The sequence below is a fragment of the Salipaludibacillus neizhouensis genome, from assembly GCF_002886185.1.
Classification (GTDB): domain Bacteria; phylum Bacillota; class Bacilli; order Bacillales; family Salisediminibacteriaceae; genus Salipaludibacillus; species Salipaludibacillus neizhouensis.
In genome coordinates this window covers 343,021-358,856 of the sequence record NZ_KZ614147.1, presented here as the reverse complement: position 1 = coordinate 358,856, position 15,836 = coordinate 343,021, and the positions used below count along the sequence as shown (strand labels likewise).

General features: G+C 39.2%; 14 protein-coding genes. All 14 read left to right on the top strand.

The window, feature by feature from the left end; all coding sequences use genetic code 11:
• Positions 1-190 precede the first annotated feature (190 nt).
• Positions 191-751 carry an aminoacyl-tRNA hydrolase gene (pth, locus tag CEF18_RS18720; protein ID WP_110938804.1) on the top strand — a complete coding sequence of 187 codons (561 nt, stop codon included), beginning with the start codon at positions 191-193 and terminating at the stop codon, positions 749-751.
• A gap of 85 nt (positions 752-836) precedes the next feature.
• On the top strand, positions 837-1,064 hold the full coding sequence (locus CEF18_RS18715; protein WP_110938045.1) for an anti-sigma-F factor Fin family protein: 228 nt from the start codon (positions 837-839) through the stop codon (positions 1,062-1,064).
• 284 nt (positions 1,065-1,348) lie between these two features.
• Positions 1,349-4,900, top strand: coding sequence for a transcription-repair coupling factor (gene mfd / locus CEF18_RS18710; protein ID WP_223292402.1), 3,552 nt, complete (start codon positions 1,349-1,351; stop codon positions 4,898-4,900).
• A 235-nt stretch (positions 4,901-5,135) separates the two neighbouring features.
• A complete protein-coding gene (gene spoVT, locus CEF18_RS18705) occupies positions 5,136-5,675 on the top strand; it encodes a stage V sporulation protein T (RefSeq protein WP_110938043.1) in 540 nt (179 codons plus the stop codon).
• Positions 5,676-5,923: 248 nt separating this feature from the next.
• Positions 5,924-7,531 carry a putative polysaccharide biosynthesis protein gene (locus CEF18_RS18700; RefSeq protein WP_183041216.1) on the top strand — a complete coding sequence of 536 codons (1,608 nt, stop codon included), beginning with the start codon at positions 5,924-5,926 and terminating at the stop codon, positions 7,529-7,531.
• An 18-nt stretch (positions 7,532-7,549) separates the two neighbouring features.
• Positions 7,550-9,025: a bifunctional methyltransferase/pyrophosphohydrolase YabN gene (yabN, locus tag CEF18_RS18695; RefSeq protein ID WP_110938041.1), complete on the top strand. Its 1,476-nt coding sequence runs from the start codon at positions 7,550-7,552 to the stop codon at positions 9,023-9,025.
• 5 nt (positions 9,026-9,030) lie between these two features.
• Complete coding sequence (locus tag CEF18_RS18690; protein ID WP_110938040.1) at positions 9,031-9,294, top strand: RNA-binding S4 domain-containing protein; 264 nt, start codon at positions 9,031-9,033, stop codon at positions 9,292-9,294.
• Positions 9,295-9,365: 71 nt separating this feature from the next.
• Positions 9,366-9,674 carry a sporulation protein YabP gene (yabP, locus tag CEF18_RS18685; protein WP_110938039.1) on the top strand — a complete coding sequence of 103 codons (309 nt, stop codon included), beginning with the start codon at positions 9,366-9,368 and terminating at the stop codon, positions 9,672-9,674.
• Positions 9,671-10,255, top strand: coding sequence for a spore cortex biosynthesis protein YabQ (gene yabQ, locus CEF18_RS18680; RefSeq protein ID WP_110938038.1), 585 nt, complete (start codon positions 9,671-9,673; stop codon positions 10,253-10,255). Before yabP ends, yabQ begins: the two co-directional genes overlap by 4 nt.
• A gap of 19 nt (positions 10,256-10,274) precedes the next feature.
• On the top strand, positions 10,275-10,661 hold the full coding sequence (locus tag CEF18_RS18675) for an FtsB family cell division protein (protein ID WP_110938037.1): 387 nt from the start codon (positions 10,275-10,277) through the stop codon (positions 10,659-10,661).
• A gap of 76 nt (positions 10,662-10,737) precedes the next feature.
• Positions 10,738-11,163 carry a S1 domain-containing RNA-binding protein gene (locus CEF18_RS18670; RefSeq protein WP_110938036.1) on the top strand — a complete coding sequence of 142 codons (426 nt, stop codon included), beginning with the start codon at positions 10,738-10,740 and terminating at the stop codon, positions 11,161-11,163.
• Positions 11,164-11,537: 374 nt separating this feature from the next.
• On the top strand, positions 11,538-13,988 hold the full coding sequence (spoIIE, locus tag CEF18_RS18665) for a stage II sporulation protein E (protein WP_110938035.1): 2,451 nt from the start codon (positions 11,538-11,540) through the stop codon (positions 13,986-13,988).
• 141 nt (positions 13,989-14,129) lie between these two features.
• The gene (locus CEF18_RS18660; protein ID WP_110938034.1) at positions 14,130-14,870 is read left to right on the top strand and encodes a vWA domain-containing protein; all 741 of its coding nucleotides are present in this window, start codon (positions 14,130-14,132) and stop codon (positions 14,868-14,870) included.
• Positions 14,836-15,816: a protein kinase domain-containing protein gene (locus CEF18_RS18655; RefSeq protein ID WP_110938033.1), complete on the top strand. Its 981-nt coding sequence runs from the start codon at positions 14,836-14,838 to the stop codon at positions 15,814-15,816. Before CEF18_RS18660 ends, CEF18_RS18655 begins: the two co-directional genes overlap by 35 nt.
• Positions 15,817-15,836: the final 20 nt, after the last annotated feature.

Sequence of the window (15,836 nt, the reverse complement as noted above, 5' to 3'; positions counted from 1 at the left end):
CAGGTTATACCCTTTAAGTTTTAATAATGACGCTGCGTATTATGTAATTAACTTACATTACAAGACACAATCGCGTATAATAGATAACAGAAATAGTATTTGAACCGGAAAGAAATGAGGAGAGAGCACGATGTTTTTGTCAAAGCTGTTCCAACGAAGTGCTCATGACCCCTCGCCAGAGGAGGGACCCATGAAGCTGATTGTAGGACTAGGTAATCCAGGGAAAAAATTTGATAGGACTAGGCATAATGTTGGTTTTGAAGTCATTGACAAATGTCAGAATGAATTAAACTTCGAATTAGATCAGGCAAAGTTCAAAGGTGCCTTTGGATTTAAAAAAGTTGGGAATGATAAAGTATTCTTATTGAAACCGCTCACGTACATGAATTTATCAGGAGAATCGATTGTTCCATTGATGAATTACTTTAAGATGGACAAAGAACAGCTACTGGTCATTTACGATGACTTAGATCTACCCGCCGGGAAAATTCGTTTGCGGCAAAAAGGAAGTCCAGGTGGACATAATGGGATGAAATCAATTGTACAGCATCTTGGTACTGATCAATTTAATCGAATTCGTGTTGGAATAGGCCGGCCAGAGCCTGGTACAGCTATTCCTGATTATGTTCTAGGCACTTTTCCGCCGGATGACAGGCAGAAGATAGATGAAGCAGTAGATAAGGCTACCGAGGCAGCGATATCGTGGACTGAAAAAGACTTTTTGAAAGTAATGAACGAATTTAATAATTAAGATTCTCTTTCTTGAATACCTTCTTTGAAGCTTGCTAATACTAAGTAAGAAGCGAGTCTCGAGCTACAAGGAGGAACGAAAAAGAATGCCTATTCATTATTACTGCCGACATTGTCAAAAGCATATGGCTTCAATTCAATCAGCTGTAGACGAGAAACAACTAGGATTTGAACAACTAAGTGACGAAGACAGACAAGAAATGATAGAACAAGATTCAAATGGACATGTCCATGTGCGTACGATTTGCGAGGATTGTGAGCAAACATTGGATGAGCATCCGGATTATCATGAGAGAGAATCTTTTCTTAACTAGCGACGGCGTTTGACAAGCTTTGGCAAAATATGCCAAAGCGTTTTTCTGCGTTACACTGCTAAGAGTTCAGGCACCGATGCACATCAGAGAATTAACAGATGATAAACATAATGAAAGTAATTTTACATTCTGAAACGTGGATTCTCGATTATAGTTGAGAGAAGAGTAGACATTCACAGATAGCCGATAAGTACTTTTGTCATGACAGAAGCATACAGTGTTTCGTAATCAGTACTTATTTTAAGTTATATGCAATGCAATGGATTATAAAGGTGGGGAAGGCCTTGGAAGGGTTAATTACATCAACATATCATGGAGACGAGATATCAAGCATTATAGAAGGATTAGAGGCTAACCTTTCAGAACAGATGGTATCAGGTTTATCCGGTTCTGCTAGGTCTTTAATGCTTGCGTCAATATTTAAGAAAACTGGAAAGTCACAGCTAGTCGTCACTCACAATTTATTTCAAGCGCAAAAGACATATGATGACTTAGTTTCTCTTCTTGGGGAAGAGGATGTCTTTTTGTATCCAGTAAACGAACTTATTTCCTCGGAAATAGCCGTCGCGAGTCCTGAATTACGGGGACAGCGGATGGAAGCGCTCAATAGGTGGGTATCTAAAAAGGAAACGATTATTATTACACCAGTTGCTGGAGTGAGGCGACTACTGCCTCCTGCTGAAATGTGGATGACGAGGCAGCTAATATTACAGGTAGGCGAAGAAATAGATTTAGAGTCAACGATATTCAGGTGTGTATCCATGGGATTCCAACGAGTTGATATGGTTTCTGCTCCGGGACAAATCAGTGTGCGTGGTGGAATTGTGGATATCTATCCATTATCGGAGGAGCACCCGATTCGTATGGAACTTTTTGATACGGAAGTGGACTCGATACGGTTTTTTGATGTGGAGACGCAGCGTTCTATATCGCAATCTAAATCAGTTACTATTGGTCCTGCAAAAGAAATACTCCTTGACGATCACCAATTTGAGCAGGCAGCACATACCCTTGAAAAAAAGTTATCAACAAGTTTAACTAAAATTAAAGACTCTGTAGTGAAAGAGAAAATGGCTGAGCAAGTTGGCGAGGACATAGAAAAGTTAAAACAGAAGACAATGTTTGACTCCATGTATAAATATATGTCGCTATACTATGACAAACACTACACGCTTCTTGATTATCTGCCTCATGGTGGAGCGGTGTTTGTCGATGAAGTTAGTCGTGTTCAAGAAATGGCGGAAAGTTTAGAGAAAGAGGAAGCAGATTGGCAGACAACGATGCTGATGCAAGGAGCAACAGTCTCAGATCTGTCCATGTCTAAACCTTGGGAAAATATAATGCAAGAAACAAAGGCTCCGAAACTATACTTGAGTTTGTTTTTACGCCATGTTCCTTCGACAAACCCGCAGAATATCGTTAATATTCAAAGTAAAACGATGCAGAACTTTCACGGTCAACTGCACTTATTAAAAAATGAAATTATTCGCTGGAAAGAAGCGGGCTATTCTATTTCATTTGTCTGTGCCGGAGAAGACAGAGCGGAAAGAATGAAGAGTGTTTTAGAAGATTACGAGATTGAAGCAGTAATTGTTGATAAAGATCAACTTCCAGTGAAAGGGCAAGCTCAAATTACAATTGGTCATCTAATGACAGGGTTTGAACTACCGTTACAACGAATCATTGTGATAACAGAAGAAGAGGTTTTTACGAAGAAATCCCGAAAACCAAAGCGCAGACAGAAATTGTCCAATGCGGAGAGAATTAAAAGCTATTCGGAATTAAAAGTGAGTGACTGGGTGGTTCACGTAAACCACGGAATCGGAAAGTATCTAGGGATTGATACATTAAAAGTCGGAGATATTCATAAAGATTATATGCATATTTCTTATGCCGGAAATGATAAATTATATGTTCCAGTTGATCAAATTGACCAAGTACAAAAATACGTAGGTTCAGAAGAAAAACAACCGAAGTTATATGCTCTTGGAGGAAGTGACTGGAAAAAGGTCAAGAAAAAAGTTCACTCTTCCGTCCAAGACATTGCAGAAGATTTAATTAAACTTTATGCAGAGCGGGAGAAAACAAAAGGTTTTGCTTTCACTAAAGATGGTGCTGAACAACAGGAATTTGAAGCTTCTTTCCCGTATCAAGAGACAGAAGATCAAATTCAAGCTATAGAAGAAATCAAGATAGATATGGAGAGAGAACGGCCAATGGACCGTCTTCTTTGTGGAGATGTTGGTTATGGAAAAACAGAGGTTGCACTTAGAGCGGCATTCAAAGCTATTATGGATGGAAAGCAAGCGGCAATTCTCGTCCCAACAACCATTCTTGCGCAACAGCACTATGAAACTATTCGGGAGAGATTCCAGGACTTTGCAATTAACATTGGCCTGCTGAGTCGTTTCCGATCAAGAAAAGAACTAAAGCAAACATCAGACAACTTAGAAAAAGGGACATGCGACATTGTGGTGGGAACCCATAGACTTCTTTCCAAAGATATTAAATTCAAAGATTTGGGTCTGTTAATTGTTGATGAAGAACAACGTTTTGGTGTGACCCATAAGGAAAAAATTAAACAATTAAAATCGAACGTAGATGTATTAACGCTAACGGCTACCCCGATACCAAGGACGTTGCACATGTCAATGTTGGGGGTCAGGGATTTATCGGTGATCGAAACCCCACCTGAAAATCGTTTTCCGGTTCAAACCTATGTCGTTGATTACAATGAATCGCTTGTTCGCGAGGCGATTGAAAGAGAAATGGCCAGAGGTGGGCAAGTCTACTTTTTGTACAATCGTGTAGAGGACATTCAAACAATGGCGGATAAAGTGTCTATGCTCGTTCCAGAAGCAAATGTGAAATATGCTCATGGACAAATGACTGAAACCGAGCTTGAGTCAGTCATGTTAGACTTCTTAGAAGGAAATACAGACGTGCTCGTGACGACAACAATCATTGAAACCGGAGTAGACATACCAAACGTTAATACCCTAATCATTAACAATGCTGACAGAATGGGACTATCTCAGCTTTATCAACTCCGTGGACGCGTGGGAAGATCAAATCGAGTAGCCTATGCATACTTCACACATCAGCGTGATAAGGTTCTCAGCGAAGTGGCCGAAAAAAGATTGCAGTCTATCAAAGAATTCACAGAGCTTGGTTCAGGTTTCAAAATAGCGATGCGGGACCTTTCGATACGAGGAGCGGGAAACTTGTTAGGTGCAGAGCAGCATGGATTTATTGCTTCTGTAGGTTTTGACTTGTACTCGCAAATGTTAAAAGAGGCAATAGACGAGAAAATAGATTTACAAGATGAAGATGGGACCAAAAAAGAAAAGGTTCAGCCGGATATTGAGTTAGATATAAAAGTGGACGCTTATATCCCGGAAAGCTATATCCCGGATTCAAAACAAAAAATTGATATGTACAAAAGATTTAAATTGCTTGAGTCTCAACGAGAATTGTTGGATTTACAAAATGAGATGATCGATCGTTTTGGAAATTACCCGGAAGAGGTCACTCATCTATTCGGGGTATCAAAAGTGAAGTTATTGGCAAAACAAGAGAAAATAGATTCTTTAGCGGAGAGAAATAATGAGTGTAAAATGACTTTAAGTGAAGAAGTAACGAATCAAATTGATGGTTCAAAACTATTTACGATTGTAAATAAAATCTCTCCGAAGCTTCATTTATCGTTGTCAGGAAAACAGATTGTCATCCATTTAAAGACGAAAACATTATCAGATGAAGCGTATTTGAGAATATTAGAAAAAGTGCTTGGGAAGTTAAGTGAAGTAAGAAAAGTTCAAATGGCAAAGGCATAATGAAAAGATAAAATAAAAAATCGGCTACATTTACTCTTGTACAAAGGGTACCTAAAAGCACGTATACCAGTATTTCTAGTGATATATCCAACTTATAGTTACAAGAAAATTCGGGGGTATTTCCCCGAATTTTCTTATTTAGTGAATAGTTCCTATTTTTTTATCAGATAATAAAGACAAGATTCCGCAGCTATTACATTCTTGGATATAACAACTAGAAAGCGAGGCATTGCGTATGAAAGCAACTGGTATCGTTCGTCGAATTGATGATTTAGGTCGTGTCGTCATTCCAAAGGAAATAAGAAGAACACTACGCATTAGAGAAGGGGATCCATTAGAAATTTTTGTTGATCGGGATGGAGAAGTCATACTTAAAAAGTACTCTCCAATTTCGGAATTAGGAGATTTTGCAAAAGAGTACGGGGAAGCACTATATGAAAGCCTACATCATATCATTCTTATATCTGATCGTGATACGTTTATTACGGTGGCTGGGGGATCCAAGAAGGATTACCATAACAAAGCTATTGGCGAGATTGTTGAAAAGTCCATGGAGCAACGCCAAACAGTCGTTCAAGCAGTTAAAGGTGAGTATGACATAAGTAATGACCGTAAAGATGAGTTGGATGGATACTGTATCTCCCCAATTATTGCGAACGGAGATCCTATTGGTGCTGTTGTGCTGTTGAGTAAAGGGACAGGCACTATTGGAGATGTTGAAGAAAAGCTATCGGAAACTGCTGCCGGATTCCTAGCTCGACAAATGGAAACATAGTAATAATAGAGGATGTTTAAAAAAGGTCGTTTTTTACCATTTTGAACTATCTCTAATAGAACACGGATAACGAGGATCCCAAGGGCCATTGCCTTTGGGATCACTTTCTTTTTACGAGGAGGTTTTCGAAACTTCTCTAGGAGGTTCATTTCAGTACTACATACAAACCATAAGAGCGACTCTAATGCTTTTCTAATATATGCTATAATAGCATGGAATTAGGTGGATGGAGAAGGGGATTTCACGCGATGGAAACTGATAATAAAAAGCAAAAACAAAATGCGTGGATTAAAGGTGCCTTATATTTATCCTTGGCTGCTTTTTTAGCAAAAGGTTTAAGTGCCCTATACAAGATCCCCTATCAAAATTTAACTGGAGACACGGGGTTTTATGTCTATCAGCAAGTCTATCCTCTATATGGGATAGCATTTGTTTTAGGTACATATGGATTTCCAATTGTGATTGCAAAGATTGTTGCAGAACAAAGGGAATCATCAAAAGAGAATGGTACAAAATTGTTACAGGAACGGCTATTGGTTATTTTCGGGACACTTATGGTTTTACATGGATCGATTGGACTTTTTGTGATTATATTTGCCGAAGTCATTGCCTCTATTATGGGAGATGCAGAGCTTATAAATGCTATTCGCATGATGGGACTTCCTTTTTTTCTCATTCCTTTTCTAGCTATTGGCAGAGGTGTATACCAAGGCCTGGGTAACAATGTCCCAACCGCGATTTCTCAGGTTGTCGAGCAACTGGTGAGAGTCATTGTTATTCTTGGGATCGCTTGGTGGGCAATGGCACAGGGGAACCCGTACTTAGCAGGGACATCTGCTGGTATTGGAGCATTTGTTGGAGGAATAGCTGCAATTCTAATTTTTATCTTTGTACTACGAAAATATAATCATATTTTTTTACAGTCTAAGAAGTACCGAATATCTGAGTCGCTACCTTGGAAAATGGATTTGAAAGATATACTTATAAATGGTTTCTTTGTATCTGTCAGTGCATTGGCATTAGTGATTTTTCAATTTATAGATTCGATGTCGATGTTCCGACTACTGGTGTCTGAAGGGGTATCTCCGATTGAAGCAGCAGTAGCGAAAGGGATCTATGATCGAGGGTGGCCATTAATTCAATTCGGTGCGGTCGTCACAACCGTTTTTTCTTACGGAGTAGTTCCAGTTCTAGCCATGGCTTTTAAACGAAGAGAGAGAGCATTGGTCCTAACGAACGTAGGGTATGCAGTGAAAGTCAGTCTAATATTCGGAGGGGCGGCTGCAGTGGGATTAGCGACGATTATGCCTTATTTAAACGGCATGATGTTCATGGACAGACTTGGCACAGGGGCACTGCAGATCTCTGCATTTGTTGTTCTGTTTGGGGCATTATTTATGACTATCGCTGCATTACTTCATGCGGTTAACAAAGCTTCCCTTGCGGCGGGCGTTCTAATGATAGGATTAACTGTAAAGCTAGTACTAAATGTTGCTTTGATTCCAACCTATGGTATCACTGGAGGCGCGGGAAGCTCTCTCATTGCATTTATGCTGATGGGATTGGCTAGTTTAGTAATAATAAAACGACTCTTGCTTTGGACGCCCTTGACTTTTATTTTCTGGTTGAAGTGGCTTTTGAGTCTAATGAGCATGTTTGCTGTAGTATGGGGTTATCAGTGGGTGCTTGGTCAATTCCTTGCAACAGGGAGAGCATTTGATACGATCATTGCTTTAACAGGAGCGGCGCTAGGTGGCTTTATTTATCTGATAATAATATGGAAAGTAAAGCTGTTTGAAAAAAAGGAGTGGGAGAGTGTTCCTAAACTGGGAGCAATACTTCCTTATAAAGACTAAAATTGGAGGAAATGAAAGATGGCTAAAACAATACATGTGATTGGTCTGGGCGCAGGTGATCTTGACCAACTTCCTTTAGGAATATATCGAAAACTAAAAGCGGCTAGTAATGTATTTATGAGAACTAAGGATCACCCTGTCGTTCAAGATTTAATCAACGAAGGAATTCAGTTCCAAAGCTTTGACCACATTTATGAAGCTTATGAACAATTTGATGAAGTTTACGAGGCCATTGTGAAGGAATTATATGCAGCTTTGGAGAAACAGGACACGATTGTTTATGCCGTGCCGGGTCACCCGATGGTTGCTGAAGCGACCGTGCAGAAACTTCTGCATGAAGAAAATCAAATCCAAATTGTTGTAGAAGGAGGACAGAGTTTTCTTGACGCAGCCTTTAATGCGTTGAAGATAGATCCTATCGAAGGTTTTCAGCTTATAGATGGGACAGAATTGCGTACAGAGGAGTTGATACTCACTCAGCATGTTCTGATTGGACAAGTATATGACCAAATGAGTGCATCTGCAGTTAAGTTATTGTTAATGGAGCGACTACCTGCTGATTTTGAGGTAACCGTTGTAACTGCGGCGGGGAGTAAGAAAGAAACACTTATTTCTGTTCCTCTTTTTGAACTGGACAGGGTGACGACATTGAGTAACTTAACTGCTGTTTACATTCCTCCAGTGAGGGAAGACAACTTATTATATCGAAACTTCTCTAAGTTACGCCAAGTTATTCAGCAACTTCGTGGTCCGGGGGGATGTCCATGGGATCAAAAGCAAACACACGAGTCACTTAAGAAATATTTAATCGAAGAATCTTATGAGTTATTGGAAGCTATTGATGAAGAAGATGATGACCATATCGTAGAAGAACTAGGTGATGTACTCCTTCAAGTGCTTCTTCACGCGCAAATTGGTGAGGATGATGGCTTTTTTAATGTGGAAGACGTGATCGAAGGTGTTACAAGAAAAATGATTCGTCGTCATCCTCATGTGTTTGCAAATACAGAGGTAGATAACGCCGATGATGTTGTGACGAATTGGGAAGCGATTAAAAAAGAGGAAAAAAAGGAAAAAGGGATAAGTGAGGAGGAACCATCTTTACTGGATGGGATTCCTGCAACGCTACCAGGTCTATTAAAAGCGTATAAGCTTCAAAAGAAAGCCGGCAAGGTTGGCTTTGACTGGGGAGAAGAAGCTCCGATGTGGGACAAGTTGAACGAAGAGCTTGCAGAGTGGCAAGTAGAAATGAAAGAAGGAAGAAAAGATAAATCTGTCGAAGAGTTTGGAGATGTATTATTTGCTTTTGTGAATATTGCTAGGTTTCATGAAATAGATCCAGAAGAAGCATTGCGTAAAACAAATCAAAAATTTTCGAGACGTTTCCAGTTTATTGAAAAACAAGTGCAACAACTAGGAAAACCTATCGAAGATTTTTCGTTAACAGAACTTGATGAGTTTTGGGAAGAAGCAAAAAGACAAGAGCGGGAGTGACAATAATGAGGTTAGATAAATACTTAAAAGTATCTCGATTAATTAAACGACGTACGATGGCTAAAGAGGTTGCAGATCAGGGACGTGTAAAAGTAAATGGGCAAACTGCAAAAGCTGGTACTAATGTGAAAATAGGCGATAAGTTAGACGTCCAGTTTGGACAAAAAAATGTAGCTCTTCAGATTGACCGGATAGAAGAAAAAGTGAAAAAAGAAGATGCAGCTACCTTTTATACGATTTTAAAAGAAGAACGTATCGAGAACAATTAACAGCTTGTTCTATTTCCTCTAACGCTCACATAAATTATGTGTAAAGAGTTAGCAGAGGAGGAAAAATTGCCATGGAACAACCCTATGACTATATGCAAAAAGGACAAGGACCGAAAACACGCGAACATAAATTAATGCTTCGATCTCGAAAAACACTAGATATATCAGGAGTAAAACAAGTAGAGAGTTTCGACAGCGAAGAATTCTTATTGGAAACAGAAATGGGATTTCTCTCTATTCGCGGACACAATCTTCAAATGAAAAACTTGGATGTAGAAGAAGGGAATGTATCAATTCAAGGTCAAGTAGACGATCTAGTATACTTAGACCAGCAGAACAGCGAGAAATCGAAGGGTTTGTTTGGGAAGTTATTTAAGTGAGTTTAGATATTCAAATGCTGTCTATGTTAGCAAGTGTAATAATGGGAATCTTTCTTGGAGCTTCCTTGGATACTTATATTCGAATCATCCGTTTTAACAGTGCGTTAAGTTGGGTAAGGGTTATAAGTGACATTTTATTTTGGATACTGCATGCTTTATTGTTTTTTATTGTTCTATTAAATGTAAACAATGGAGAAGTAAGATTTTATTTATTACTGTCTTTGTTACTTGGTTATGCGATCTATCGCGCTCTTTTTGAATCGTCTTACAAAAAAATATTGGACGTGCTCTTAGGAGTAATAAAAAGTGTTGCATCAACACTCGCAAGGATTGTATACCTTTTAATTTTGAATCCTGTAAAAGTTTTATTGAAACAATTGGGATACTCCGTTATGATATTAATAACAGGAGTGTGGATAATTCTTACTTTTATCTTGAAGTGGACATTATGGCCTGTTTTTTTTACATTAAAATGGGTAGATAAACTTAGTGGATATCCGTTCTTAGCTCAAAGAAAAAAATTAACTGAAATTTTAAAAACAATACTGAACCGCCTGCGCGGGTTCTATAAAAATAAGTGAAGAGACGAGGTGATTTAACATGCAGCAAAATCCGAAAACAAAGGTAAGACAGTTAACCTCTGAATATATGGAGAAGCAAGAACTACTCACACAACAAAGAAAACGCCGTCGCAAAGGGTTAGTTCGCCGGCTTTCCGTTTTTGCTGTATTGATGATCATCTTTTTCTCTATCACAGGGGTCACCCTTTTCCAACAGCAATCTTCTATTCAACAACAAGAAGTAGAACAGGAACAGTTAGATAAAACGCTGTCTCTCATGGAAAAAGAACAGTCTCATCTAACAGAAGAAATACAATGGTTACAAGATCCCGAGTATATTGCAGAATTGGCAAGACGTGATTACTTTTTAACAAAACCTGGAGAGACTCTATTTCAACTTCCTCGTACTTCATCGGACATTGATTGAAACTTGAATTTAGCGCTTAGTATAATGTAAAAAAATGAAAATTTTCTAAGACCCATGAAGGAGGAGCATTTTTTACATGGCCATTGAGGTTGGCATTAAGTATCAAGGAAAAGTCACAGGCATCACTAAATTTGGGGCTTTTGTTGAACTTCCGGATGGAACAACAGGTCTTGTCCATATTAGTGAAGTTGCAGACAGCTTTGTGAAAGATATCAATGAGTTTTTAACTGTCGGAGAAGAAATAACTGTAAAAGTTATGAATGTGGAAAAAAGCGGCAAGATCGGCCTTTCGATTCGTAAAGCAAAAGACAAACCTCCAGTGTCTTCAGGACAACGTCATGGACGAAAGCCTTCATCGAAATCGAAACAGCGAAATAGTCGTCCTGTCTCATTCGAAGATAAAATGAACAGTTTCCTTAAAGATAGCGAAGAACGCCTCACATCTCTAAAAAAAAATACAGAATCGAAGCGTGGAGGTCGTAATTCCAAGCGTAACTATTAAACAATAAACTATGATAGTACTGTTTGCCAGTCATTGGTTAACAGTACTTTTTTTTGCGTCTTAACTTAAACAGTAATTGCACAGAATAAAAGTCATCATGGCGAACTCTCCATCTGAAGTATGATATTTTCACAGTACAAAGCATCGTTTAAAACTCTTACGAAAAATTGCATCGTCTAAATCGCCTCTATCTATTAATATCTTCCACTAAATATCCCTGTGATTTAACTTAATCTGTTTCATTCCTTCTTACAGAAACGATTGCCGTTGTTTTTGGTCGAAGAGTTTTTTTGGTTCCGTCTTGTTGTTTGACAAAATCTGTATCTCTAACGTGTTTTAATGAAGAAGCGAATTTAAATTAGGTGGTGGAGAAAATGATCGATAGGAAGGTGGAAACAAATATGAGTGGACAAGCTGTTACTTCTGTAAGTACGTTAAGATCGACGTTTTTATCGCCAAAAGTAACGTCAACAAAGGCTGCGTATTCAAAATGGCGAGGTTTAATGCTCATCATAGCAGTTGGTTTTTTACTTGGACGAGCTGTGATCTTACTGCAACTGCTTCCCTTTACCATTCCGTTCTTAGCCGTTGTTTTTAAGTGGAAAAGGAGTTGGAGTTTACCGGCAGCGTTTGCTTTAATTGCCGGGTCAACCACATTATCGTTCACTTACGCCGGGCACACAACGGTCGCTGTTCTTTTCTATTTCATTTTACAGGCAATTTTGCAACGGTTTGATAAGAAAGAAAAGTTTTTTCCTATCGCTGTTTTTACCTCGGTCGTTATTACTCGTGTATTAGGATTGACATTCACAGATGGATTTCTCTATTATCATTTGTTAACAGCGCTGGTTGAAGGGGGATTAGCCCTAATTATTACGTTGATTTTTATGCAAAGCATCCCATTTTTCCTAGAAAGAAGAAGACAAGTTACATTAAAGCCTGAGGAAGTCGTTTGTTTAGTTATTTTGCTCGGCTCTTTGTTAACTGGGACAGTAGGGTGGATGATTTATGACCTTTCCATTGAGCATATATTTGCTCAATATATTGTACTAATATTTGCGTTTATCGGGGGAGCCACGATTGGAGCAACTACAGGAGTCATTATGGGGTTGATCCTTTCTTTAGCAAACATTACTCACTTATTTTCTATGAGTCTTCTAGCATTTGCTGGTTTATTGGGAGGTTTGCTGAGAGAAGGGAGAAAGATATCCGTTGCTGGCGGCCTAGTTGTCGCAAGTTTACTAATGGCTATGTACACGGATAATCAAGCACCTTTACAAGTGACTCTTTATGAGAGTCTCCTTGCAGTTTCCTTGTTTTTCCTCACCCCAAAGTCGTGGACGAATCGTCTGGCCAGCTACATACCAGGTACTGTGGAGCACGCCCAGGAACAACAGTTGTATCTAAGGAAAATAAGAGATCTGACAGCGGGAAAAGTAGAACAATTCTCGGAGTTGTTCCTAAGTCTGTCGAAGAGCTTTTCTTTTACAGAAAAAATGAATGAACCAATTGAATCACAAAAAGAAGTCGATATTTTCCTTAGTGGAGTGACTGAAAAGACATGTCAAATATGTGTAAAAAAGAAGCAATGTTGGACGAAGGATTTTCAAAAAACGTATGGGTATATGGAGTCTTTAATGGAAGCTTGCAATACAGAAGGAGAGATAAAGGATCAAACATTACTGACTAATTGGAAAAATCACTGTTTTATCGATCGAAAGGTTATATCAACGATTGAAGAGCAATTAAAAAACCGTGAAGTAGAGGTCCGATTAAAAAGACAATTAGAAGAAAGCAGAAAGCTAGTCGCCGATCAGTTAATAGGTGTCTCTCAAGTGATGGGGGATTTTGCAAGGGATATTCAAAGAGAGAAAGAAGTACATGATAAACAAGAGGAGGAAGTGAAAGAATCTTTACTGAAACTTGGAATAGATGTCGATCTAGTTGAAATCTATGGACTGGATCCGGGTAATGTGGACTTGGAAATGGTTATTCCTTCGAATAAATATAATGAGGCAGAAAAGGTTATTGCTCCTTTGCTCTCTACGATATTAAACGAATCTATCGTTTTAAAGCACGAAGAAGATCTTCGAAGTCCAAATGGTGAAACGAGGGTAATTTTCGGTTCGACGAATGCGTTTATTCTTGAACAAGGTGCCGCGCACACAGCTAAAGGAGGCAAATGGATATCGGGGGATAGTTTTTCAACAATGCCATTAGGTGATGGGAAATATGCCATGGCGATTAGTGATGGGATGGGAAATGGTAAAAGAGCTCATCTGGAAAGTGAAGAAACAATCGGTCTTTTAAAAAGGATTCTTCAATCTGGAATTGCTGAGAAGGTAGCAATTAAGTCGATTAACTCGGTGCTATCTCTAAGGTCCAATGAAGAAATGTTTGCAACCCTGGATTTAGCGGTCATTGATTTGCAAGAGGGTTCGGCAAAGTTTTTGAAAGTCGGATCACCTCCTAGTTTTATCAAAAGGGGCAGTCAAATACTTTCTATTGAATCGAGTAATTTACCAATTGGTATGATAAAAGATGTTGACGTCGATGTTGTGTCGGAACAACTAAAGGCAGGGGATTTGCTTATTATGATGAGCGACGGAATTTATGAAGCCCCCACTAGAGTTGAAAACACTGATATGTTGATGAAGCGGATCATAAGGGATTTGCAGACAAATGACCCTCAGGAGATTTCTGACTTACTGATTGAGCAAATTATAAGAGAGTCGGATGGAGATATTCATGATGATATGACAGTTTTAGTAGTAAGAGTAGACCATTATTCACCAAAATGGGCGACAATATCGTCATTGGCTTAGCTTAGCAACTAATAGGTGCTACTCGGGGTGGCTAAAGATCACGCTGTATTAAATAAAAGACGGCTATGCCGTTTTTCTCAAGTATAAGTCCTCTTAATCTTGTGAAAACTATTAGTAAAACAAGATTAGGAGCGTGAGGATATGAAACAAGGGACTGTAAGACAAATCTTATTACTAACGGATGGTTGTTCGAATTCAGGGGAAGATCCTATTGCCATTGCCACATTGGCTAAGGAAGAAGGGCTATCTGTTAATGTCATAGGAATTATGGATGAAGGAGACGAAAGTGCCAGGGGATTGGGTGAAATAGAAGCAATTGCACAAGCGGGCGGTGGAATGAGTGATGTTGTATATGCGAAACAATTATCGCAAACTGTTCAAATGGTAACGCGAAAAGCGATGACTCAGACTATTTTCGGTGTGGTGAATCGCGAAATTAAAAATATTTTAGGCTCAAATAAAGAGATGGAAGATTTACCTCCAGAGAAGCGAGAAGATCTTATTGAAGTAGTAGAAGAAATAGGAGAAAACGCATCGTTAGATATTTTAGTTCTGGTAGATACAAGTGCTAGTATGAAAAATAAACTTCCGAGAGTGCAAGAAGCTTTACTAGATTTAGCGATTAGTTTGAATTCCAGAACTGGAGAAAATGATTATTGTCTGTATTCATTTCCCGGGAAAAGAAACCCCGTCGATCGTTTATTAGCCTGGACACCTCAGTTAGATTCACTTAAAGGTGCTTTTAAAAAAATTACGATGTCAGGAGTGACACCTACTGGCCCAGCCCTAAAAGAAGCGATGAAGGTTCACCTCAAAAGGATGAAGAAAGAAGAAGGGTATGAGGACGATGAGGGATCCTTCATGGAACAACCGGGATTATAGCTTCTACCCTGGGCAGGTCGTAAAAGGAAAGTGGCATGGTAATCATTATCGTATTGTTCGATTATTAGGAGAAGGTGCCATTGGTAAAGTTTATTTGGCGGAAGGAAGAGGTGGTCTCGTGGCAATTAAGGTTTCCCGAGAATCCATGTCTGTATCATCAGAGGCCTCGACGTTACGTCAAGTGACAAAAGTCCATGGCGTTACTCTTGGACCTTCCTTTCTAGATATGGACGATGTGATAACCAAAACCGGAGTAACCTCTTTTTATGTGATGGAATACATCAAAGGGGAGCCGTTTCTAAACTTTTTACGGGAAAAAAATATGGAGTGGCTTGGGATTCTAGTCGTCCCATTACTAAAAGATTTGTATAGTATGCATCAAGCCGGCTGGATCTTTGGAGACCTGAAGCCAGAGAATTTAATTGTAACAGCACAGCCAATCTCGCTAAGATGGATAGATGTTGGAGGAATGACAAAGGTGGGAAGAGCTGTTAAGGAGTATACAGAGTTTTTTGATCGAGGTTATTGGGGAATGGGAGATCGAAAGGCTGCTCCTGCGTATGATTTATTTGCCGTCTCTATGTTAATGATGAACAGAGGATACCTATCGCGTTTTAAGCGTGAGGAACCTGGAGGGATAAAGCAGTTAATGAGAAGGTTACGAGATCGTCCTCTACTTGATCCTTATGCCCCAGTAATTGAAAAAGGCATGCAGCAACGTTATAAAGATGCGCTAATGATGAAAAATGATCTTTTGAATCTCCTGACTAAAGGAGAAACCTTTAGACATGCCCCTGCGGTTAAAAAACCGGTGAAGTCTTCACCTGTCAGTCGACAAAAAAAGAAACGAGCGCTCCCTAAAGAAAGAATTTTCAAAGGTGTTCTTCCAACCTCAGCCTTTGCCTCTTTCCTTCTTTTCGTATATATTCTATACTTGGTGGGATAAATGATCGAGAAGATCGCCAG

Bases quoted from the DNA above. Each gene is read 5' to 3' on its own strand.
- CEF18_RS18670 (WP_110938036.1), top strand. From the start codon at position 10,738: ATGGCCATTGAGGTTGGCATTAAGTATCAAGGAAAAGTCACAGGCATC.
- CEF18_RS18700 (WP_183041216.1), top strand. From the start codon at position 5,924: ATGGAAACTGATAATAAAAAGCAAAAACAAAATGCGTGGATTAAAGGT.
- CEF18_RS18675 (WP_110938037.1), top strand. From the start codon at position 10,275: ATGCAGCAAAATCCGAAAACAAAGGTAAGACAGTTAACCTCTGAATAT.
- spoIIE (WP_110938035.1), top strand. From the start codon at position 11,538: ATGATCGATAGGAAGGTGGAAACAAATATGAGTGGACAAGCTGTTACT.
- spoVT (WP_110938043.1), top strand. From the start codon at position 5,136: ATGAAAGCAACTGGTATCGTTCGTCGAATTGATGATTTAGGTCGTGTC.
- pth (WP_110938804.1), top strand. From the start codon at position 191: ATGAAGCTGATTGTAGGACTAGGTAATCCAGGGAAAAAATTTGATAGG.
- CEF18_RS18655 (WP_110938033.1), top strand. From the start codon at position 14,836: ATGAGGGATCCTTCATGGAACAACCGGGATTATAGCTTCTACCCTGGG.
- CEF18_RS18660 (WP_110938034.1), top strand. From the start codon at position 14,130: ATGAAACAAGGGACTGTAAGACAAATCTTATTACTAACGGATGGTTGT.
- CEF18_RS18690 (WP_110938040.1), top strand. From the start codon at position 9,031: ATGAGGTTAGATAAATACTTAAAAGTATCTCGATTAATTAAACGACGT.
- yabN (WP_110938041.1), top strand. From the start codon at position 7,550: ATGGCTAAAACAATACATGTGATTGGTCTGGGCGCAGGTGATCTTGAC.
- CEF18_RS18715 (WP_110938045.1), top strand. From the start codon at position 837: ATGCCTATTCATTATTACTGCCGACATTGTCAAAAGCATATGGCTTCA.
- yabP (WP_110938039.1), top strand. From the start codon at position 9,366: ATGGAACAACCCTATGACTATATGCAAAAAGGACAAGGACCGAAAACA.